This is a genomic window from Endozoicomonas gorgoniicola (assembly GCF_025562715.2).
GTDB lineage: Bacteria > Pseudomonadota > Gammaproteobacteria > Pseudomonadales > Endozoicomonadaceae > Endozoicomonas_A > Endozoicomonas_A gorgoniicola.
The window spans coordinates 5,305,653-5,326,135 of record NZ_JAPFCC010000001.1; the positions used below are offsets into that span (position 1 = coordinate 5,305,653).

19 protein-coding genes are annotated in these 20,483 nt (G+C 48.5%); 8 read left to right on the forward strand and 11 right to left on the reverse strand.

The window, feature by feature from the left end:
* Positions 1 to 107: 107 nt before the first annotated feature.
* Positions 108 to 1,109, reverse strand: coding sequence for a 4-hydroxythreonine-4-phosphate dehydrogenase PdxA (gene pdxA, locus NX722_RS23820; protein ID WP_262565343.1), 1,002 nt, complete (start codon positions 1,107 to 1,109; stop codon positions 108 to 110).
* A gap of 105 nt (positions 1,110 to 1,214) precedes the next feature.
* On the opposite strand from pdxA, the gene NX722_RS23825 reads away from it, so the two are divergent.
* Positions 1,215 to 1,379: a TraR/DksA C4-type zinc finger protein gene (locus NX722_RS23825; protein ID WP_262565344.1), complete on the forward strand. Its 165-nt coding sequence runs from the start codon at positions 1,215 to 1,217 to the stop codon at positions 1,377 to 1,379.
* 48 nt (positions 1,380 to 1,427) lie between these two features.
* Here NX722_RS23825 and NX722_RS23830 read toward each other — a convergent pair whose 3' ends face one another.
* Positions 1,428 to 2,186 (reverse strand): DeoR/GlpR family DNA-binding transcription regulator, encoded by a 759-nt coding sequence (locus NX722_RS23830; protein WP_262565345.1) that lies wholly within the window; start codon positions 2,184 to 2,186, stop codon positions 1,428 to 1,430.
* Positions 2,187 to 2,431: 245 nt separating this feature from the next.
* On the opposite strand from NX722_RS23830, the gene NX722_RS23835 reads away from it, so the two are divergent.
* The 3 genes from NX722_RS23835 to NX722_RS23845 are packed head-to-tail and all read left to right on the forward strand — an operon-like array spanning position 2,432 to position 6,151.
* Positions 2,432 to 3,214 carry a paraquat-inducible protein A gene (locus NX722_RS23835; protein ID WP_262565346.1) on the forward strand — a complete coding sequence of 261 codons (783 nt, stop codon included), beginning with the start codon at positions 2,432 to 2,434 and terminating at the stop codon, positions 3,212 to 3,214.
* Positions 3,195 to 3,830, forward strand: coding sequence for a paraquat-inducible protein A (locus tag NX722_RS23840; RefSeq protein WP_262565347.1), 636 nt, complete (start codon positions 3,195 to 3,197; stop codon positions 3,828 to 3,830). The genes NX722_RS23835 and NX722_RS23840 overlap by 20 nt, the downstream gene beginning before the upstream one ends.
* A complete protein-coding gene (locus NX722_RS23845) occupies positions 3,827 to 6,151 on the forward strand; it encodes a PqiB family protein (RefSeq protein WP_262565348.1) in 2,325 nt (774 codons plus the stop codon). Before NX722_RS23840 ends, NX722_RS23845 begins: the two co-directional genes overlap by 4 nt.
* A 9-nt stretch (positions 6,152 to 6,160) precedes the next feature.
* Here NX722_RS23845 and NX722_RS23850 read toward each other — a convergent pair whose 3' ends face one another.
* From NX722_RS23850 to NX722_RS29005, 3 genes are all read right to left on the reverse strand, one after another.
* Positions 6,161 to 6,880: a putative adhesin gene (locus tag NX722_RS23850; RefSeq protein WP_262565349.1), complete on the reverse strand. Its 720-nt coding sequence runs from the start codon at positions 6,878 to 6,880 to the stop codon at positions 6,161 to 6,163.
* A 93-nt stretch (positions 6,881 to 6,973) separates the two neighbouring features.
* Positions 6,974 to 7,588: a putative adhesin gene (locus tag NX722_RS23855; RefSeq protein ID WP_262565350.1), complete on the reverse strand. Its 615-nt coding sequence runs from the start codon at positions 7,586 to 7,588 to the stop codon at positions 6,974 to 6,976.
* 129 nt (positions 7,589 to 7,717) lie between these two features.
* Positions 7,718 to 7,849 carry a transposase gene (locus NX722_RS29005; RefSeq protein WP_407648030.1) on the reverse strand — a complete coding sequence of 44 codons (132 nt, stop codon included), beginning with the start codon at positions 7,847 to 7,849 and terminating at the stop codon, positions 7,718 to 7,720.
* A gap of 56 nt (positions 7,850 to 7,905) precedes the next feature.
* Here NX722_RS29005 and NX722_RS23860 point away from each other — a divergent pair, with 56 nt between their 5' ends.
* From NX722_RS23860 to NX722_RS23870, 3 genes are all read left to right on the forward strand, one after another.
* The gene (locus tag NX722_RS23860) at positions 7,906 to 9,288 is read left to right on the forward strand and encodes an RNA-guided endonuclease InsQ/TnpB family protein (RefSeq protein ID WP_262565351.1); all 1,383 of its coding nucleotides are present in this window, start codon (positions 7,906 to 7,908) and stop codon (positions 9,286 to 9,288) included.
* 168 nt (positions 9,289 to 9,456) lie between these two features.
* Positions 9,457 to 9,849 carry an acyl-CoA thioesterase gene (locus tag NX722_RS23865; RefSeq protein ID WP_262565352.1) on the forward strand — a complete coding sequence of 131 codons (393 nt, stop codon included), beginning with the start codon at positions 9,457 to 9,459 and terminating at the stop codon, positions 9,847 to 9,849.
* Positions 9,850 to 10,908, forward strand: coding sequence for a patatin-like phospholipase family protein (locus tag NX722_RS23870; protein ID WP_262565353.1), 1,059 nt, complete (start codon positions 9,850 to 9,852; stop codon positions 10,906 to 10,908).
* Between the two features lie 88 nt (positions 10,909 to 10,996).
* Here NX722_RS23870 and NX722_RS23875 read toward each other — a convergent pair whose 3' ends face one another.
* The 6 genes from NX722_RS23875 to NX722_RS23900 all read right to left on the reverse strand — a co-directional run bounded on the left by NX722_RS23875 (position 10,997) and on the right by NX722_RS23900 (position 18,822).
* A complete protein-coding gene (locus NX722_RS23875) occupies positions 10,997 to 12,610 on the reverse strand; it encodes a glycoside hydrolase family 43 protein (protein ID WP_262565354.1) in 1,614 nt (537 codons plus the stop codon).
* A gap of 39 nt (positions 12,611 to 12,649) precedes the next feature.
* Complete coding sequence (locus NX722_RS23880; protein WP_262565355.1) at positions 12,650 to 13,417, reverse strand: TrmB family transcriptional regulator; 768 nt, start codon at positions 13,415 to 13,417, stop codon at positions 12,650 to 12,652.
* Positions 13,418 to 13,523: 106 nt separating this feature from the next.
* Positions 13,524 to 15,302, reverse strand: a complete 1,779-nt coding sequence (locus NX722_RS23885; protein ID WP_262565356.1) for a glycoside hydrolase family 13 protein — start codon at positions 15,300 to 15,302, stop codon at positions 13,524 to 13,526.
* A gap of 8 nt (positions 15,303 to 15,310) precedes the next feature.
* The gene (locus NX722_RS23890) at positions 15,311 to 16,144 is read right to left on the reverse strand and encodes a sugar ABC transporter permease (protein WP_262565357.1); all 834 of its coding nucleotides are present in this window, start codon (positions 16,142 to 16,144) and stop codon (positions 15,311 to 15,313) included.
* 2 nt (positions 16,145 to 16,146) lie between these two features.
* Positions 16,147 to 17,433, reverse strand: a complete 1,287-nt coding sequence (locus NX722_RS23895; protein WP_262565358.1) for a carbohydrate ABC transporter permease — start codon at positions 17,431 to 17,433, stop codon at positions 16,147 to 16,149.
* A 162-nt stretch (positions 17,434 to 17,595) separates the two neighbouring features.
* Positions 17,596 to 18,822 carry a sugar ABC transporter substrate-binding protein gene (locus tag NX722_RS23900; RefSeq protein WP_262565359.1) on the reverse strand — a complete coding sequence of 409 codons (1,227 nt, stop codon included), beginning with the start codon at positions 18,820 to 18,822 and terminating at the stop codon, positions 17,596 to 17,598.
* 493 nt (positions 18,823 to 19,315) lie between these two features.
* On the opposite strand from NX722_RS23900, the gene NX722_RS23905 reads away from it, so the two are divergent.
* Positions 19,316 to 20,470 carry a hypothetical protein gene (locus NX722_RS23905; protein WP_262565360.1) on the forward strand — a complete coding sequence of 385 codons (1,155 nt, stop codon included), beginning with the start codon at positions 19,316 to 19,318 and terminating at the stop codon, positions 20,468 to 20,470.
* Positions 20,471 to 20,483 lie beyond the last annotated feature (13 nt).

A 20,483-nucleotide genomic window follows, 5' to 3' on the forward strand; every position in this document is an offset into this window, starting at 1 on the left:
TGTCCTGCATCCTTCCGTCATTCTTTATCCGGCTTTTATGGTCCGGAACTGATGTCTTCATTTGTTATCATAATGTCACACAATCAATTCCCGAATATTGATAGCCGTCAACATAATCTTTTCATCCTTCCGGCGTATTTCGCAGCCAGAGAGATGGCTTCAACCAGACTGACAGAGCTGGCAATACCTTGTCCGGCAATATCAAAAGCAGTCCCGTGATCAACCGATGTGCGCAGAAAAGGCAACCCGCAGGTGATTGAAATGGTTTTCTCAAAATCGACCATCTTGGTCGCGATATGTCCCTGGTCATGGTACAGGGAAATCACCGCATCGTAACGCCCCTGCAGAACCTGATGGAAAACGGAATCCGCCGGTAACGGGCCGGATATCTGAAAACCTTCCTGCTGAAGTTGCCGGATCGCCGGTTTTATGGACATCATTTCTTCATCGCCAAATAATCCTTGTTCACCGCCGTGAGGGTTCAGTGCGGCAATCGCCAGATGAGGCTTCTCTATCCCCAGTTGTTGCAGGGCTTTTATCGCTTTGCGGGAAAACTCAACAAGGCGCGTTTCTGTGATGTAGTCACAGGCCTCTCTTAACGACAGGTGTCTTGAAAAGAAAAAGACCCGGAGTGTTTTCACCTGAAACAGTGTCAGAGGATCAGGGCAGTGGGTCAGGTCAGCCAGTATTTCGGTATGACCAATGTGAGGAATGCCAGCTGCTTTAAGCGATTCTTTATTGATGGGGGTGGTGGCCAGAGCATCGACATCTCCCCTCAGGGCCAGCTCGGTAGCCGTTTTAATGCATTGCCAGGCGGTTTCCCCGGCGGCACTGGTTACCCTGCCAAAAGGTGTTTCACTAAGTGGTGGACAGGTGACCGGGAACAGGTTCAGGGTCTGTTTCTCATCGGTTGCTTCTGACACATGCTGACAGAGGTTTAGTTTGAGTTTGACCTGGCAGACGTTTGCAGCACGTTTCAGGCAGTCTTCGGTTCCGGTAAAAATAAGACGACAGTTATCGGTCAAACCGGATTCAGCCACTGACTGAACAATGATTTCGGGACCAATGCCAGCGGGGTCTCCCATTGGCACGCATACCAGAGGCTTCATAACATTGGGTGGTCTGATTGTTTATAGTAGTCGTACAGTTTAGTACCTGGTTTGGCAGTTTATGCTATCAATAATTTTGTGAGCAAAGCATGAAGGGTGTTTGTGATGGCAGGAGGATTTGCAAAAGACGGAGCCGTTCAGGACCAGATTGACGATACTGTGAATGATGCTGTTGATCAGATTCGTTCACGTCTGCCGGATTCAGACAGTGAGAGTGCAACAGAGTGTGACGAGTGCGGAGAACCCATACCGGAAGAACGGAAGCATTAGCAGAAACCACCCAGGCAACCTGCCATGGGTGGTTTGCTGTTTTATCGTTTAGGCACGAATTAGCTGACCGCCAGCTTCTTCAATGGCTGTGATGTTTTCGTCGTGGAAACGACTGTCAGTGATAATCGTGTCCAGCTCATCCAGCTGACAGATGGTCTTCATGCTGGACGCACCGTACTTACTGGAGTCAGCCAGCAGGATTTTGCGGGTAGCGCGTTCCAGCATTTTGCGACGGATGTAGTAGTGGTCGGTAGACGCTGTCGTCACGCCGTGTTCCAGGCTCCAGCTGTTGGTGGCCAGGAAAACAACGTCAGCATTAATGCTGTCCAGAAAGCTCAGGGCAGCCACATCGGTGTGAGCCTTGGTGATCGAGCTAACCAGTCCGCCAGTGGTATAAACCTTGGCAGTGGTGGAGTCGGACAGTTGCAGGGCGATCTTCAGGTCTGGTGTGATCACTGTGACACGCAGGCGCATCAGCATTTTGGCCAGCGCCATGGTGGAAGTGCCCGCATCCAGCAGTACGATCTGACCTTCACGAATGTGCTTGAAGGCTTCTGACGCGATGGACTTCTTCTCTTCGATGTTAACCGCATTTTTCTTTTCGTATGGAATATCTTCCATCAAAAAGCTTTTGGAAACTGCACCACCGTAAGTAACGCGCAGCTTGTCTTCCTGCTCCAGAGTTCGGATGTCTCGGCGAATAGTCATTTGTGAGACGTCAAACTTCGAGGCCATTTCTTCTATGTTGGCGCAGCCCTTTTCTTCAACATAAGCCAGGATGTGTTCACGACGCTCGACGGGAAGCATATAAAAACCTCTTTCTTTGGATAAATCGCTCCGTACCGTGGAAAGTGACCGATTATCAGTCAAGCTCCTGACCATGACCGCAGTCACTGGTAAAAAGTGACTATCATAGCCTGAGGCGGAGTATTGGTTTGGGCGCTCACTGATTCTGCCGATACAAAGGAGGGCGTTGACAATTAAGCCGCCCCATGGGGTCACAGAACCAGAAAATCAGCGAACGGCGATTATACGGCACAAATGATGAAACAATGAAGGCAGATTCTTTACAGCAACCCGCTGACGTGTACAGCCAGAGTAAATCAGCTATCTGTCCGGAGGACAGTCACCTTACTCTGTGTCCCGACTGTGATCTTGTGATCCGGGAAGTGGTTGACTCAGACCCCGCACGCAAACTGATCATCTGTTGTCCAAGATGTAACCGAAATTTACGGGAGTATCACCCGGAAGGACTTATAAAATCATTGTCATGGGTCATAACTGGCTTACTCCTTTTCCTTCCTGCCAATATTTTTCCGGTGTTAGTGATGGAGATTCTGGATCATCAGGAAGCCAGTACAATCTGGGACGGGGTGATGGCGCTTTATCGGGAAGGTTTGCAGGGGGTGGCGCTGCTGGTGTTTGTACTGGCTATTCTGGTGCCTGGTATGCGATTGCTGATTTTGCTGTTTGTGATGGGGGCAATTTTTCAGGAACAGCGCTTTCAGAAATGGGCAAAAAGGTTTGCCAGACACCTGTTCCGGCGTTATGTGCAGCTGGGCGAGTGGGGCATGGTAGAAATCTATCTGTTGGGTATTCTGGTGGCGGTTATTAAGCTGGCGGATATGGCAATGGTTCAGCCCGGAGCCGGTTTGTTATGTTTTGCCGGGCTTATGGCGGCTGAGCTGGGCATCAGCATCTGCATGGATGAACAGGAAGTCTGGGAGCATCTGGAAGAGAGCCGTCAGCTGGAGGAGAGCCGTCAGCTGGAGGAGAGCCGTCAGCTGGAGGAGAGCCGTCAGCTGGAGGAGAGCCATGAAAACGTATCCTGCTGACGCTCAACACTGGATCAACGGCTCTGACGCCGGTCTGAAGCTCTGCCTTGATTGCCACAAGGTGTGCGCTGAACAGACAGAACGCTGCCCACGCTGTGGAGCCAGAGTGCATCAACGACGTCAGAACAGTATTGCCAGAAGCTGGGCGCTGACCCTGACCGCCGCCTTGTTATATATCCCGGCCAACTTGTTGCCAATGATGACCGTCAGCAAGTTTGAAGAGGGGCAGCCGCAAACTATTTTTTCAGGTGTTATAGAACTGGTGAATCATGGCATGGTTCCTATTGCCCTGCTGGTGTTTACCGCCAGTGTGGTGGTTCCCTTGCTGAAGCTGTTGGGGATGGTATGGCTGCTGATCTGTGTCCGGTTTCCCGGGGCCGCCATGCACCGGCAGCAGACACTTTACCGGGTGATTGTCTGGATCGGGCGCTGGTCAATGCTGGATATTTTTATTATTTCCCTGCTGGTGGGGCTGGTGCAGTTTGGACAGCTTGGTACCGTCACAGCAGGCATTGGTGCTTATGCTTTTGCCAGTGTGGTGGTGACCACCATGCTGGCAGCCATGCAGTTTGATCCGCGTTTGTTGTGGGATGCCGCAGAGGTTAAAAAACTATGAACCAGAACACTTCTGCACCGGAACCTGCCCGGGCAAATATTAAGAAACGTGGCAACCTGTCGCTTGTCTGGTTATTGCCGGTTGTCGCCTTGTTGATCGTTGTATGGCTGGTGTGGAAGTCGATCAGTGAAGCCGGAATTGTTATTGATGTGGAGTTTCAGAATGGCAGAGGCATTAAACAGGGCAAAACGGAAGTCAGGCTGAATGGTATTGCGGTCGGGAGAGTAACAGGCATAGCAATGTCTGACGATCTCAAGTCCGTCGATGTCACCCTGGAGATGGATCGTCGAATGTCGACCAGCCTTACGGACAAAAGCCGCTTCTGGTTGGTACGGCCACAGGTGAGCGTAGCGGGTATTTCTGGCCTTGATACCCTGGTGTCAGGTAATTATATCGCTTTCCAGCCGGATGATACCGGGATTAAACGCAAAAAATTCATTGCCCTGCCGTCGCCACCTCCCCTGGGTGAGCAGGAAGATGGGTTAAGTCTGACGCTCAGGGCAAAAGAGCTGTCGTCGATACAAAATGGCAGCCCGGTTTACTACCGTCGTCTGAAAATTGGTGAAGTGTCGTCTTATGACCTGTCTGTCGACGATCAGTACGTGGATGTCGAGGTATTCATACAACCACGGTTTGCCCACCTGGTGCGTCGCAATACCCGTTTCTGGAACGCTGGAGGGGTCGAACTGTCCGGCAGCCTTACCAACCTGAAAGTCCGGACGCAATCCATTGTGTCTTTGGTTCAGGGCGGGGTGTCGCTTTATACCCCTGATTGGGAACAGGAGTTTCCAGAAGCCTATCAGGGGGATGTGTTCCCGCTTTATCGCGATTATGACGAGGCTGAAGCGGGCATTGCTGTCGAGATTGATTTCCCGCTGGATGTTGCGCTGGGGCAGGAAAAGACCCGCATTCTGTTTCATGGTATGGAAGTGGGGTTGATCAGGGATATTGAACTGAAAGACGACTATTCCGGCATTACCGCCAATGCCGTCATACGACCGGACGCCGTTAACCTGATGGTAAAAGGCGCACGTTTCTGGCTGGTGAAGCCGAGCATTGGCCTGCAGGGTATTTCCGGTCTGGAAACCCTGTTGGGCGGACGATACATCAATATGGATGTCAGTAATAAGGATATAAAGGCGGCTGTTCCCAAGCGTCGCTTTAACGGTTTAGCCAGCCAGCCTGCTGCATCTCCTTCTGCGCCAGGTTTACACCTGAAGTTGCGAGCTGACTCTCTGGCAGGCGTCAGTCATGGAAGCCCGGTTCTCTTTCGAAAAATGCAGGTGGGTTCCGTACAGAGCCATGAACTAACGGACGACGGCGTTCTGATAAAAATACTGGTTGATCCTGCTTACCAGCATCTGGTCAACCATAGCAGCCGGTTCTGGAATGTCAGTGGCATCACCCTGCATGGGGGCTTGCAGGGTTTCAGCATTAAAGCCGGTACGCTGAATTCAATGCTGGCTGGTGGTATTGCTTTTGATACGCCCGACCGAACGTCAGGCAAGGTAAAAAATGGCACCGGTTTTACCCTATACGATAGTACTGAAAAAGCTCATCAGTTCGGGCAGAAAATTTCCCTGATCTTTGAAACGGCTGAAGGATTACAGGTGGGTACCAAAATAAAATACAAGGGGCTGGTCGTAGGACACCTGACTGACCTGAAACTGGATAAACAGGAAGGACACATTGTAGCTGATGCCCTGTTGGGAAAAAGTTCAGGTTGGGTAGCTCATGAAGGCAGCCGTTTCTGGATGGTCAGACCCAGGCTTGGCCTGGCTAATACAGCGAATCTCGAAACACTGGTGACCGGACAATACATTGAGGTGCTGCCCGGTTCCAGACAGGACGCAGCGGCTAAGACCCGGTTTAGCGTTGAGATGGCTGTACCTGACGACCTGCCAGTGAACAACGGATTGCGTCTGCAACTGGTCAGCAGCCAGTTAGGCTCTGTTCGTCGCGGGAATCCGATTTATTACCGGGAAATCCCGGTTGGCACCGTAACGGGGTATCGCCTGGCAGACCCCGCCAGCCATGTCCTGATATTTATTAATATTGAAGAACGCTACAGATCGCTTGTTACCAGCAAAAGCCGTTTCTGGAATGCCAGTGGTATCGATGTGAAATTCGGTTTGTTCAGTGGCGCTAAAATCCGTACGGAGTCGCTGGAAGCTTTGCTGGCAGGAGGCATTGCCTTTGCAACACCAGAGCCGGGAGAACCCGTTGCCGCAGGTCATCAGTTCACCATGGCTGAAGAACCAGAGTCTCAGTGGTTGCGATGGGCGCCCGCCATTTCAATCAGTCAGGAAATGAGCCATTGAAATCGTCAGCTAAAGGACATGCCATCTGCCCAGGTCACCCTGAAAAACATTGGGAGGAGTTTCTACTCCCGGGTCATAATAGAGATTTTTTTCCGGACGTAACCCTCGTTTAGAATCACGACAGAACAGGCAATGAACCCGGACATACTTAGTCAAACAGTGAATTTTTCTAACCACCAAACTCAGACGTATGGGGTAATCGATACGAAGAATATCGTATTCCCGAAGTGGGTACTTGTTTGCTTTTTTGTTTGGATTGATCCGGTCCAGCGCTAAGCATTCTGTCAAATAACTTTCAGACCCCCATTCCTCTGCCTCCGTTGTTGGATACAACATATAATCAGCACACTTTTGCCCTGCCATTAATTCCTCTAAAGGTTCGAAGTCTCCACTCATGAACCTTCTTATATTGGAAAAGAGAACAGACGCATGTGGTGCGTAAAAGTAGAACGTTTTTCCCGGTGGCACTGTGACAGTGTCTGACTTTGTCAATAAACCGGGTCTGTTCAGTTCGTATCTGCCATGGCTCTGAATAATCAGACTTTGAACTTTGCGGCCACCAGTTTTACAGGTAAGTAATTGCACGCCGTTGGACAAACACACTCTATTTACTGTAGGTTTAGAGCTAAATATAGGCATGATGAACACTTTCAAATCACCAATTCTATTTATAGGTTTAACACAAATCCTGCACTCCGGTAATGAATTTACCCTATTGTCGGCAGTCATCAGTTCGCCATGGCTAAAGAACCAGAGTCTCAGTGGTTGCGGTGGGCGCCCGCCATATCGATCAGCCAGGAAATGAACCGTTAATATCGTTCGCTAAAGGATATGCCATCTGCCCACACCGCTCTGGTGAATATTGGGATGTTCCTGCTCGGCCGGGTTATATTCACGTTGGTGCATACTGTGGGCTGACCGTCGACAGAACAGACAATGAATTCGTGGATACAAATTATCCGTCCACTGAAGCGTTTGAATCAGTTGGTCTAGTTTAATACGAGATATTGGCTGAACAACATCGAACCTACGAAGTGGATGTGTCTTGATTTTTTTACCTAGCATAACCCGATGTTCTGCAATGAGTTTTTTGACATATGTTGGGGTAGCAACCTCCTCTTCAGGGGACAATGAATAGTTAGCCACCTTCTGGCCCTGCGTATATATCTCTAAAGGATCGAATTGTCCCACTATTGCATCACATAAGCGGGTATACAAAATAGAGCCATGGGGGGCGTAGAAGTACAAAGATGTTTCTTCTGGTACGAAGATTAAGTCCGATTTACTCAACACGCCCGGCTCCTTTAACCTAAATTTACCGTGGCTGTAAATAATCAGGTTTTGGACTTTTTCGCCACCATCCCGACAAGTAAATAACTTCAGGCGATTCATAAGAATGGATAGCTTCACATTGGGTTTGAAAAAGGGCAGTGGCATGATGAATACCTCCATTATCAGTTTAAAGCCCCCGTACTTTGATCGAAACACTGGCGCAAACCCGCTTCTTTAGAGGCGGGTCTAGCCAGCGCAAGGCGCTAGCCTTGCTGTGACGATCGTTTAGGAGTCTTAACGAATTTTCTGAAAGTGGCACTCCATTTGCCGGCAGGTTTCTGAAAAGATCTCACGAAGCTGGTCGATCATTTCCCTCGTAAATACGTTCCGGCGATACTTTGCTGAAAATACTAGTGCTGCCTGCATGGTTTTTAGCGCTTAGCTGCACTAGCATAAAAGCATTCAACATAACAGGCACTGCAATGCTTCAGGGCATCCGATTAAAAGCCAATCCAACAGACCAGCAAAAGCTGATCCTGTCTCAGTGGATGGGTTGTGCTCGGTTTATCTGGAACGCCAAGTGTGACGAACATCGCTACTACAGCACTTATGCAAGAAAATATTGCCCTGTCGGGACATTTGCGCCGGTTGACACTAAGGCCGCTCAATTTAAAAGCAGAGAGCTTTCTCCCTGGCTCTATAGCTGTCCCAGCCAGATAATCAGAAATTCAGCTACCCACTGGTATCAGACCTTCCAGAAGCACATAAAAGGGTTGTGTGGTAAACCAAAAAGGAAGCCAAAAACTGACAAAGGCAGCATTTACCTCACAAAAGAATTATTCCGGTTCGATGTATGTGATGACGGTGTAACCCGTCTTTTTATAGGCACAAAGACCAACAATATCGGTTATCTGTCGTTCAAGTCCCACGGTGCATTCAACGAGCCAAAGTCCCTTTACATCAGGAAAGAGACAGGCCGGTACTTCGTTTCTTTCTGCTATGACGATGGATCGGAAGAACCCGTAACAGAAAAGGAACACCTGGAGTACCTGAAAGGCGCTTCTAAGGAATGGCTGGAAGAATATGTCATTGGCGTGGACCGTGGCGTTGCCATACCAGTGCATACCAGTGTGAAGGCTTACGACTTCACGGAGAATCAGAAAAAGAGCATGGATAAACGCAAGCGGTACGTTGAAAAACTGCAACGTCGTCTGTCTCGCCAAACCAAAGGCTCTAACCGCAGGCAAAAGACAAAAAACCGGATAGCCTGTCAACATAAGAAAGTTGCCAATATCCGGCAGGACTTCTGCCACAAAACCAGTCGGAAGATGGTCGATAGCAAGGCGAAGGTCATCATTTTCGAGAACCTGAAAACCTCAAAGATGACTCGCAAGCCAAAGGCTAAGAAAGACAGAAGCGGCAAATTCATATCCAACAAAGCAAAACAGAAAGCCGGTCTGAACAAAGCCATTCTCAACGTAGGCTGGCACTATCTGGAAACCTACACACGCTACAAAGCGGCAAAAGCAGGCAAGGTGGTATTCAAAGTACCTGCACATCATACGAGTCAAGAGTGTGCGGAATGCGACTACACTCACCCCGACAACCGTAAGACACAGGAATTATTTTCTTGCGGTAGCTGCGGACACGTTGACAACGCTGACCGAAACGCCAGCATCGTAACTAAGAAACGAGCAATTAATTTACTTTTAGACTCCGGAACAGAGTTGGTTGGCAAGGGTATTCCTGTGCTGACTAAAGGACGTGGAGCCATTCGTAAGACGGGAAAGTGCAAGCACTCTCCCGCATCTGGCAGCGAAACGTCAAAAAAGAAAAGAACAGTTGCTACTGCGGTAGCTGCTTAGTATTGGAAGCTCGCTCCTTCAGGGGCGAGTAGTTCACTAGCCATAAAATGAGTCATTGAGATCATCTTCTAAAGCGGCAATAATTCCTCTGGTTTCAGGAGTCTGCCGGATCTTGAGTCTGAAGGCTCCAGATACATTAACAGCCCGTTCAGAGAATAAGTACAAAAGATGTTTACCCAGAATCTCACGCCGCGCTTTTGCGAGACCGATGCCCTTGGTCATATTAACAACACAGTTCTTCCTGTCTGGTTTGAACAAGCCAGGGAGCCCATCTTTTACATTTTTAACCCTGAAATAGATTTGCAAAAATGGCAGCTTATTATTGCCCGTATTGAAGTGGAGTTTCTGAAACAGCTGCGTTACGGGCAGGATGTCGAATTGCGAACATGGCTGGAAAAGGTCGGCAACTCCTCCATGTATATCCATCACGAAGCGTGGCAGTCCGGGCAGTTGTGTGCCAGGGGCAAGGCGATACTGATTCATTATGACTATGTCAGTGAAAAAGCGGTGCCGATACCAGACCACGTTCGGGTAAAACTGTCAGAGCATCTGGAAGGGTAAATGTCATCAATACTGGATTTCAGGGCGGGATCTGTGGCGCTGGCTCGTATCAGGGATGAGGGGTTGCCACAAAGCAGCATTGAAGTGATGCCGGGCGCTTCAGGAGGACCTAAATGGTTTGTACTCACAGGGCTTGATAAAGCGCTGCTCAGTGAGTACTTCAAAGACCGGCAGCAGCCTTTGCATCTGTTGGGTACATCAGCAGGGAGCTGGCGGTTTGCCTGTTATGCCCATCCAGACCCGCTGGCTGCCCACGAACGGTTTGAACAGGGTTATTTGCTGACGGAATACTCACAGAACCCCACGCCGGAAGAAATTACCACCAAGTGCCGTCATCTGATCAGAGAGATCATTGGCAGTAAAGCCGAAGGCATCCTGAACAATGACATCATGCGTTATAACCTGATTGCAGTGCGTAGCCGTGGGTTGGGCAACAGCCGGCGTAAAGGCAGGCTGATGGCAGGCATGGGTATGGCAGCATTAGCAAATGCTGTCAGCCGTAAAACTCTGGGGTTGTTTTTTACCCGGACTCTGTTTCATTCTCCCGGAGACGGTTCACCTTTTCACCACATGAATGATCTGCCCACAGACCGGGTTGAACTGTCGGAAGCCAACCTGGCTGACGCTATTCTTGCTTCGGGCTCTATTCCGATGGTGATGGAAGGGGTCGAGGGAATTGCTGGTGCGCCCGAAGGCATTTACCGGGATGGCGGGGTGAGCGATTACCACTTTGATACCCGCTTTGCAGACAATGACAAGCTGGTGCTGTATCCACATTTTTATAGTCACCGGACGCCGGGGTGGTTTGATAAAGGCATCAAGTGGCGCAAACCATCGGCATTGAACAGTGAAAACGTTTTGGTCGTGTCACCGTCCGATGAATTTGTTGCAAAACTTCCTTACGGCAAAATTCCTGATCGTAATGATTTTGTGAAACTGTCCTATAAAGAGCGGGTTCGGTACTGGAGCGTGGTGATTCAGGAAAGCCAGCGTTTGGGCGACGAGTTTCTGGAGCAGGTCAACAGTGGCCGGGTTCGGGAAACGGTTCAGCCACTGTAGCCTGTGTTTATGGGATTTAGGTACTACTGAGGACCTGGGGAAGAGGCTGACAAGAATATGCCATCGTCATCCCCGTCTTACAGTCAGTTCATGCAGAAAGCTGCCTGAAATGTACTTCCGAGAAATCAACGTACTCAATAGACGACTCTGACTTCGAAAAACTGTGCAGGCAACATAGTGCTCCGGTGTAATATCTGGAAAGCAACGAGTTCGCGGGAATGTTGTTTATAATATCGATGACCTCATTAGAGCTTTCCCCGCTGACTCGGTAGCTGCAGTGATACCCCCTCTCGTCGCAGGTGATCACTAAGTCCAGATTTCGTGTTTCTGGCGGCAGTTCCGAGACAGACAGTTCTTCCCCGTTCAACGACACGGCAATTTTCAGGTCATTATCTTTTTTCAAAACAGACATCACCAGATGGTGATGATCCTTTTGAATCAGACTGATACCACTTTCACTGTGTTGGAATGTTTCCGGCAGGTGCAGGGTTGCCTGAAAAGCAAACAGGCTGCTCTTTTGCCTGAATCCTGCCAGACTGGCACTTACACGCTCATTAACAGGCTTGCCACTTCTGATTCTCAGGCGTTGCTGGTCTGGTAACACCTGAAAGGACGTTGTGTCTGGCAATCGTCTGAAAGTCCAGTCTTTCTTGAGTGTTGCCTGAGTGAAATTATCAGTAAAGGAGTCGGTTGCTATTTGTGTCCTGTCTGGAAAAGGCAGTGCCGGCTCTTGCTCTACGCGCCCGGTTCCAGGTGCGCAGACAGGCCAGAGAATATCCGATTTATTTTCATCAATACCGTAGTGATCGGCTTCCCAGGTAACAGGCACCAAATGGGTTTCCCGCCCCATGTTTGAACGCCCTTCGATATCGTTTCGAATACCCAGACACACCATGAACCAACGACCGTCATTCATTTGTACAAGGTCGCCGTGACCAGTGCTATTGACCCAATAATCAAGACCAAGGTGACGTGAGGTCAAAACAGGGTTTTTAGGGTTGCTGACATAAGGGCCGGTGATGGTGGCACTACTGGCGACAGTGACCGCATGGTTAAAACCGGTTCCGCCTTCAGCCGTCATCAGGTAATAGCGGCCGTTGTATTTGTAAATATGCGGCCCTTCGACCCAGTCGCCACCGGTGCCACGCCAGAGAAAGTGCCTTTCACCTTTGAGGCTGACGGTTGCAAGGTCCAGCTCCTGCAACCAGATTTCTCCCTGACCGGGGTACGCCTGATCTTCGGGAGTATGTGTCCCTACGTACCATACTCTGCCATCGTCGTCGAAGAATATATCCGGATCAATGCCCGGAGCGCCGTCAATGACCTGCGGCTCTGACCATGGGCCAGCCGGGTCTTTGGCAGTGATGATAAAGTTCTTACAGGGGTTAAACCCTTCCGGACAATCCTGAGGAACATAAACGTTGGTGGTGATGATATAGAACAAGCCGTTGTGATAGCGCATGGTAGGCGCATGAATACCACCGTCGGACTGAACATCGGTCAGACAGATCGGGTCAATGCATTGCTCTTTCCTGTGCAGGCCATGGCCGACCAGCTCCCAGTTTACGAGATCACGGCTGTGATGGATGGGCAGGCCGGGAAACATCTCGAAGGAGGAGTTGACCATATAAAAGTCATCTCCAACCCGGCAGATGGAGGGATCGGGGTAAGCCCCCGGCAGTATCGGGTTAGTGAAGGACATGATTAAATTTCCGGTACAGGTTTAAACGGTGAGGGCCTTTCAGAAAGGTTCGTTTTCATGGGCCGTTGGTTTGTGGGCTGGCCTGAACTCTTTGTCGCGCATCAGCTCAGAGAGGTAAACGTCACTGTGAATGTGTTCGCTGATGATTCTGGTAAACAGCTTTTCGTTAGTATAAATACCCTTGGCACTATCAAGGTTGGAAAAGATCAGTGCTTCCTGAATGTCTGAGACCAGCATGAAACGTCTGGAGGGGTATTCTTGTTCAGGTACCTCATTGCGGCAGTAGATTTCAATGCCTTCCAAAGGTGCATCAAGCTTGTTAAAGGAAAAGCACAATACCCTTACACCTCTTGCTAGCGCACTTTCCAACTCTTCACTGAATAAGTTCAGGTTAAAGTCAGTATTGATATAAAGTTCATCAACACTGCCGTTAATCAGTTCTTTCACTTTCAGAATCAGGTTGTCATAGCCCGACAGGTTATAAATAAAGGGAGCAGCCTTTTCTACCGTCAGTTCTGACAATTCTTTTTTTAAGACCGCAATATCCTCAAGGGTCTTTTTCTTAATCTGGCTCAGGATCAGCTCAGGAGACTTGGCTTCGTATTCCTTAGTCGCTCCTTCAATCATGAAGATATAACCCTGTTGGTACAGGGTATCAATGGAGGAATAGACCGAAGATCGTGCCAGTGAAAGGTCTTTGCCAATCTTGTAGCCACTGGCCTGTCCATGCTGGAGCAGGTTAATGTAAACCAGGGCATCGGTTCTGGTCAGCCCGAAGGACATTAACTTATTGATCAGTTCAGCCACATTAAAATCTCATAACATAATGAATAGTTTACTGGTGAGCCCGTCCGGGCAGCCATGTAGAACAACCCAGCTGCCGGACAGGGAAACAGTACCGGTTTACCTGTGATTAATTCCCGGAAATTCTGTATCCATAAGGCGACAGTGATAGTGTTTCATTGTTCACCTGCACAACCTGCGGCTGCTCAGAATTATTGATAACAATCTCCAGACGCCCTCTCTGGTAGGCGACACAGTCATCGTTATCAACCTCCAGCCATTGAATGGTTGGGGAGTTCAGGTCAGGTTCTGACTTGCGCAGATCAATCAGTTCTTTAATGAACGCCATAAACGACAAATCCTGACTGTCTTTATCCCATATCATGCAGCGTCGGTTAGCTTCGCTGCCATCACCCCGGCCGCCACTGAGAGCGACTTCACCGCCATAGTAGACACAAGGGGTTCCCACCTGGGTAAACATGAACAGGTAGGCAAGTTTTGCCTTGTCCTTATTGCCGCCACACAGGTGCAGGATGCGCGATGTGTCGTGGCTGTCGAGCAGGTTAAACATCGCCTCATTCACGTGATGAGGGTAGGAGGTGTAGGAGCGGTTCACGTCCCAGATAAACTCCTGCTTGTTGCGGGAATTCAGGGCAAAGTAGTCAAGAATCGCCTGGGTCATCGGGTAGTTCATCACCGAGTCGTACTGGTCGCCGGACAGCCATGCCGAAGCGTCGTGCCAGACTTCACCCAGAATGTAGCAATCAGGTTTAATCCCTTTTATTACCTGACGGAAGTCGCGCCAGAAAGCATGATCCACTTCGTTGCAGACATCCAGACGCCAGCCGTCGATATCAAACTCTTTAACCCAGTGTCGTGCAATATCCAGCAGATAGTTACGGCACGCTTCATTTTCGGTATTGAGTTTTGGCATGGCCGCCACGTTACCGAAGGTTTCATAACGCAGGTTGGTGCCGTCCCACTGGTCGCGAGGCTTGTCTTCGTAAACCGGAAACTCTTTGATCCAGAACCAGTCGGCGTACTCTGAATCTTTGCCTTTTTCCACCACATCCAGCCAGATAGGGTGTTGATCACCCATGTGGTTGAATACCGCATCCAGCATGATTTTCATGCCACGCTGGTGAGCTTCTTTTACCAGGGTTTTAAAAGCTTCATTACCGCCAAAGTGTGGGTCGACATTGAAGTAATCCACCGTGTCGTATTTATGGTTGGCACTGGCGATAAAAATGGGGCAGAAATAAAGGCCGTTGACACCAAGACTTTCAAGATAATCCAGCTTATCAATAACACCCCAGAGGTCACCGCCCATAAAGTTATGGTGATCCGGCTCAGTGCCCCAGGGCTGAACGTTTGCCGGGGAAATCTCCGGACGGCCATTGCAGAAGCGTTCCGGAAAAATATGATACCAGACGGTTCCTTTTACCCACTCCGGTGTTTTCAGCACATCCCGGGGGTTAATGTAAGGAAAGCAGTAAAAGTTGCTCAGGTCGCTTAATTCCACCTCAGCAACGGACTCGTCGCTGATCTCAACACAGCGCTTTTCACCAAACAGCAGCTTTTGCTGACCACTCTTGCTGTAAAGAATGAAACCATAACGAGCCCGACGTTTCGGTGGCGTGAACTCAGCAAACCAGCACTCGTGATTTTGTGTTTCACCTTCGAGAATCATAGGAACTTCACGTCCCCCGGTCCAGCCGTGGGCATCACTGCCCCCCAGGTTGCCGCCGTCCAGACCGCCAACCGCCCATTCGTAGGGGTCACCTATCCACAGGACAATTTTATCGATTTCATCTTTCGCACAGCGCAGGCGTACGTGCAGCGTCTCATCATTGTAGGCATAACATTGTGTACTTTTCGGGTTATGCATCAAGGCGCTTTCTGTAATCATTGAGCCCTTCACTCCTTCACGGCTCCGCTGACAAGACCAACGGTAATATGTTTTTGAGTTGCCACAAACAAAATGGTAATCGGGATAGCGACCAGCAAGGCCCCTGCGGAAAACAGCGTGTAGTTTTCAGCTGAGTTGCTGGCAATCCACTGGAAAATGCCGATAGCCAGTGTCATTTTTTCTTCACTGCGTAAAATCAGGGTTGGCAGAATAAAGTCCATCCAGGGCGCAGTGAACGACGTCAGGCCAACAAAGACCAGGATGGGTCTTGCCAGTGGCAGGATAATGTCAAAGAAAATGGTCAGGTGCCCGGCACCGTCAATTTTCGCCGCCTCATCCAGCGAGGTGGGAATGGCATCAAAATAACCTTTCACCAGCCAGGTCATAAAGGGCAGGGAACCACTGACGTAAACAAACAGCAAACCGGCGAAGGTATCAATCAGGTTCAGTTTTGACAGCAAAACATAAATAGCCGTCATGGACAGAAACGCCGGGAACATCTGGATAACCAGTATGCCCATCAATACGTTGCGCTTACCTTTGAAGCGATAACGGGAGAAAATAAAAGCCGTTATCGTCACCACCAGCAGCGAGATCACCATATTGCTGGTTGCCAGGAAAAACGTATTTTTATACCACTGAACATAGGGGGTTTCTGCCAACAGTGTCCGATAATGGTCAAGGGTAAAACTGAACCCCGTGAACGAACTGCTGAATAAATTCACCCCTGGCTTGAAGGACGCCATTACAGTCCAGATGACCGGGGCTAAAACAATGACGGTATTGATTATCAGGAATAAGTAAACCGCAGCGACACCGGCCTTTTGTATAAATCGATTCACGGTTACATCCCCACGTCATTCTTGAATGATTTCATTCGGCTGAATTGCCAGATAGCAATAAGTGATAAAAACAGGAAGATAATGATGGATACAACAGAGGCGATATTATACTGCTGGAACTCCAGGGTGAGTTTGTAAATCCATGTGATCAAAATATCCGTATGACCTGCAAAGCGGTATTCCGGGTTGATCGGACCACCCTCGGTTAACAGGAAAACAGCTCCGAAGTTGTTAAAGTTAAACGTGAATGTCATCACCAGCGAAGGGGCAACCTGGTGCAATACCATTGGCAGGGTAATTTCCCGAAACTGCTGAAAACGACTGGCACCGTCTACTTCACTGGCTTCATACAGTTCTTTGGGAATGTTGGTCAGAGCGCCGGAAATCAACAACATAAAATAAGGTGCCCCGACCCAGACTCCTACGCCAATGACGGTCATTTTAGCGAGGGTGGGATCGGACAAAAATGCAATAGAGTCAAAGCCCCAGCTGTTGAGCAGCGCATTGACCGGGCCAACACCATTTAACAACAGCCTGAACACCAGCAGCGTCACAAACGCAGGAATGGCATAAGGCAGCATAAAAATAACGCGCCATATTTTTTGCCCGACAACGTCTCTGTTAGAAAGTGCCAAAGCCAGAATAAAGCCAAAACCACAGGTAAACATAGTGGCACTGGTCGCCCAGACAAACGTCCAGCTACCGACACCAAGTAATGTACTCGACCAGATTTTCAGTTCAAACAGTGCGCGGAAATTCTGGAAACCTACCCAGTCCACCAGGTTTCTCGGTGGAATATTTCCCGGTGCGGCGTAGTTGGTGAGAGAGACCAGTACCGTAATAACAATGGGCAGAATAATAAAAGCAATAGCCGCCAGCCCTGCCGGACTTAACATGATGATGGGAAAGTGGTCGTCATAGAGTGCCTTCAGTTGCTCTCTAAAACCAGCATGGCAAGCGGTTACCCGTCGGGCGTCCTGAACATTTTTTACATAGGTAAACAGGAAAGCCAGCGAAATGAACAGGGCAATCACGCCTTCAACCAGCATGTGAATAGAGTGATCACCGTGGATAATGGTGAACCCTGATCGGTGTTGTGTCACCTCCCCCAGTGTGACCAGTCCTTTCAGGGCGCTGGCAATGTCCGAGGCAAAAAAAAGGAACAGCAGCTGAACCAGAAGGAACAGCCCCCCTTTAATAAAATGCCTTTTTGCCAGCTGTGTAGACCCCATCAGTACAACTGATGCTGGCACACCAAAGCCAGCAGGCTGCATGGTGGTTGTATGCATAAAATTTCCGGTAAGTAAAAAAAGAATTGTTATTTAAGGTTTTAAATGGTCATTATCGCGGTCACTAAGAGCCTGTCAGAGCAATAGACGAATAGTGACGAATAATTTCAGGCTTCTCCCTACAAGATAAGGGCATGAGTGGAGAAGCCGGACATTGACAGTTTATTGCTGGAATGAAATCTGTTCTTTAATCACCTTTAACGCATTATCAAGTGCCTTTTTTGGCTCCTGCCCGTTTACCCAGCTGGCAGTAATCGCATTAGCCATCGGTGACCAGACGTAGCCCATTTCAGGTATCGACGGCATTGCATCGGCGTAGTAACCTTGGGAAATAAAGGCACGGCTGGCTTCATCGGCCTCTTCAGCCAATTCACTCATAATGTTTTCCATGGGTGGAATTAACCGGGTCATTTCAAAACGTTTTTTCAGCATGTCTTCTGTTGCCAGAAAATCTGCAAACAATTGCGCCGCCCTTGGGTATTCAGAATAAGTGGAGACCACTGCCAGCCGAACGGTTGTGAAGGTGCGTGGATGTTTTCCTTCCAGTGTCGGCATGGGTATAACGCCGACATTAACCCCTGATTTTAAATAGCCTTCTGTCGCCCATGGCCCATCAACAATCGCTGCCACCTTGCCTTCATTAAACAGTCCACGACGAACCTGGGGATTACGCATATCCACCGGGTTGGAATTGTTCGCCGCTTTTAATTTGTTCATGGCAGTCAAACCATTAACGGCTTCAGGGGAATTAACGCCAATATCTTTGGCGTCCATTCCTTTGTTACCGAATTCATAACCGCCATGCAGTGCAAGAAACATTCGGGATTCGTAATAATTCTGAACGTCCCAGAGTAAGGTGTATTTATTTTCCTGAGGATTATTAAAGCCGCCTGAGAACTGAATCAGTTCTTCAAAGGTTTCCGGGGCTTTTGTCAAAATATCTTTGTTATAAAACAGGGCGGTCGTCGCATAGCTTACCGGAAAACCGTAACTCAGCCCTTCTGCTTTTGAAGCAGTGACAGCAGCCCCGATAAAATCATTATCAATGCGATCAGCACTGACCAGGTTTTCCATAACAGCTCCGCCAACGACGAGCTTACCCAGCATGTCATGCTCGATTTCACCGACATCGGCAACTCTTGCAGTACCGCCATCCTGAATCATACGACCGGCGATGTTCATCGGTGCCAGGGCGCGATAATTAAAACTGACATTGTAACCGAAGGTTTCATTAAACTTTCCGGCAGCGTATTTCATGTACTCCAGCGTTGGAGTATCAGTCCAGATCAACAGTTCAGCATTTTTTTCTGGCAATATCTCTTCACAGACACCAACACTGGCTACCACCAGTGACAAAGCAGCTGCAATTTTTCTGGACCAACAGTTCATACCTGTATCAACCTGCTCAAAACATAGTAGTACGTAAAATACTACTTCATGATCTACCAGCTAAATCAGTGAGTCAATCAAATTTGAACGTTTTTTTACGGATTGTGTTGTTTAATTTTTTTTCTTGTTACTTTGTTTGCTTTTCTTGATCAAGGTCAATTTTTTAAGTTGAAAAAAATTGTTTTGAGCAGTTTAATTCTGACCATCATTAGTACAGCTTGAGTAACACTGACTCATTGATTTTTATATTTTGCAGGGTTATCTGTATAGCCAGATAAATCAATAGTTAAGACAGAAGTATTATATAACCTTCATCCATGATGTTAATGGAAGAACGTTATTTATTGGTGATCTGAAAATCAAGCAGTCAGCTTGCAATTAAAAAATACCAGACACCTAAAAGAGTGTTGAAACACTTATGCCTTGTTCTGGCATATCACATTGTATTTAAAACGGTACAGGGCTCTTAATACTAGAGTCTCAAGGGGAACGTGTGGATAAGAAAATTTTATCGGTTGTTTTAGCTAATACGGTAATGGCAGCCAACGCTGTTGCGGCCAGTGATTTAAACCTGCCAAATACAGATGATTTGACCAGCGAGAAGTTACTGACTTCAATTGAAAAGGATAAGGAGCGTTCTTCAGCGGCTAACTACGAAGCTTATAAAAGAGACCGCTCCTTTAACGAATACACCGAGACTAACTACACACATTCGGCAGAAGAAACATCTTATTCACCCTTTGGCTGGAGCCTGTCCGGTAATATTGGCACATCCGTAGAATACGAACACCGGGATACCCGGGAATGGGACGGCGGCAAAAAGAAAGAAAGAATTATCACCAATGAGATTGTTGGCCTGTTTCTGCACCAACACGACTGGGACCTGAAAGCGAAGTACTCGCTCAAGCAGATGAACCGCGAACAAAGAAACAGCATCACCAGTGATTATTACGAAAATGCCGATTCTTACAAGCACCTGTTACTGCTGGATAAGCCGTTTAATTTAGGAAACGGCTGGGGAACGGGTCTGGCTTATGAAGGGGAATATATCACCAACAAGATCACTTCTCCTTATGTCAACCACATGAACACCAACTCCTTTGAGCAAATATTCAAGCCCTATGCGACTTACTGGAGTAATAAATACAACGCCGGTTTCTACAGTCATGTAGAGTACCTGCGAATTGATTATGACAATAATGACTGGGGCTCCCGGGATGAACGAGGCTACAGCTTCCTGTTCAAGCCTTACTTCAACTATGGCCGATACAGGTTTGATCTGGAGTTTTTCTACCAGAACAAAGACAATAAAGACTTTTCCGGTACAGGAGCTCACTACAGCAGTGATCGTTTTGTTGAGAAATACATTGAGCCAACCGTCCGCTATAGCATTAAGAACGGCGGTGTCGTTTATCTGAACCTTCGTTACACCAAGAACGAAACCAGAAAGAAAGATGCTGAAACCTACTTCAAGACCGTTATAAAAGCCAAGGTGGGCTATGAAGTAGACCTCGGGGAGAGCTGGATGCTACGAGCCGAATACGAATACACTCGCGACAGGGAAACCAGCAACAAAGCGGAATTCAGTGGTAAAAAGAAAAAAATAGACGCCCATACCGTTTACGCCCACGCCCTGTATCGTTTCTAAAAGAAGATTGAAG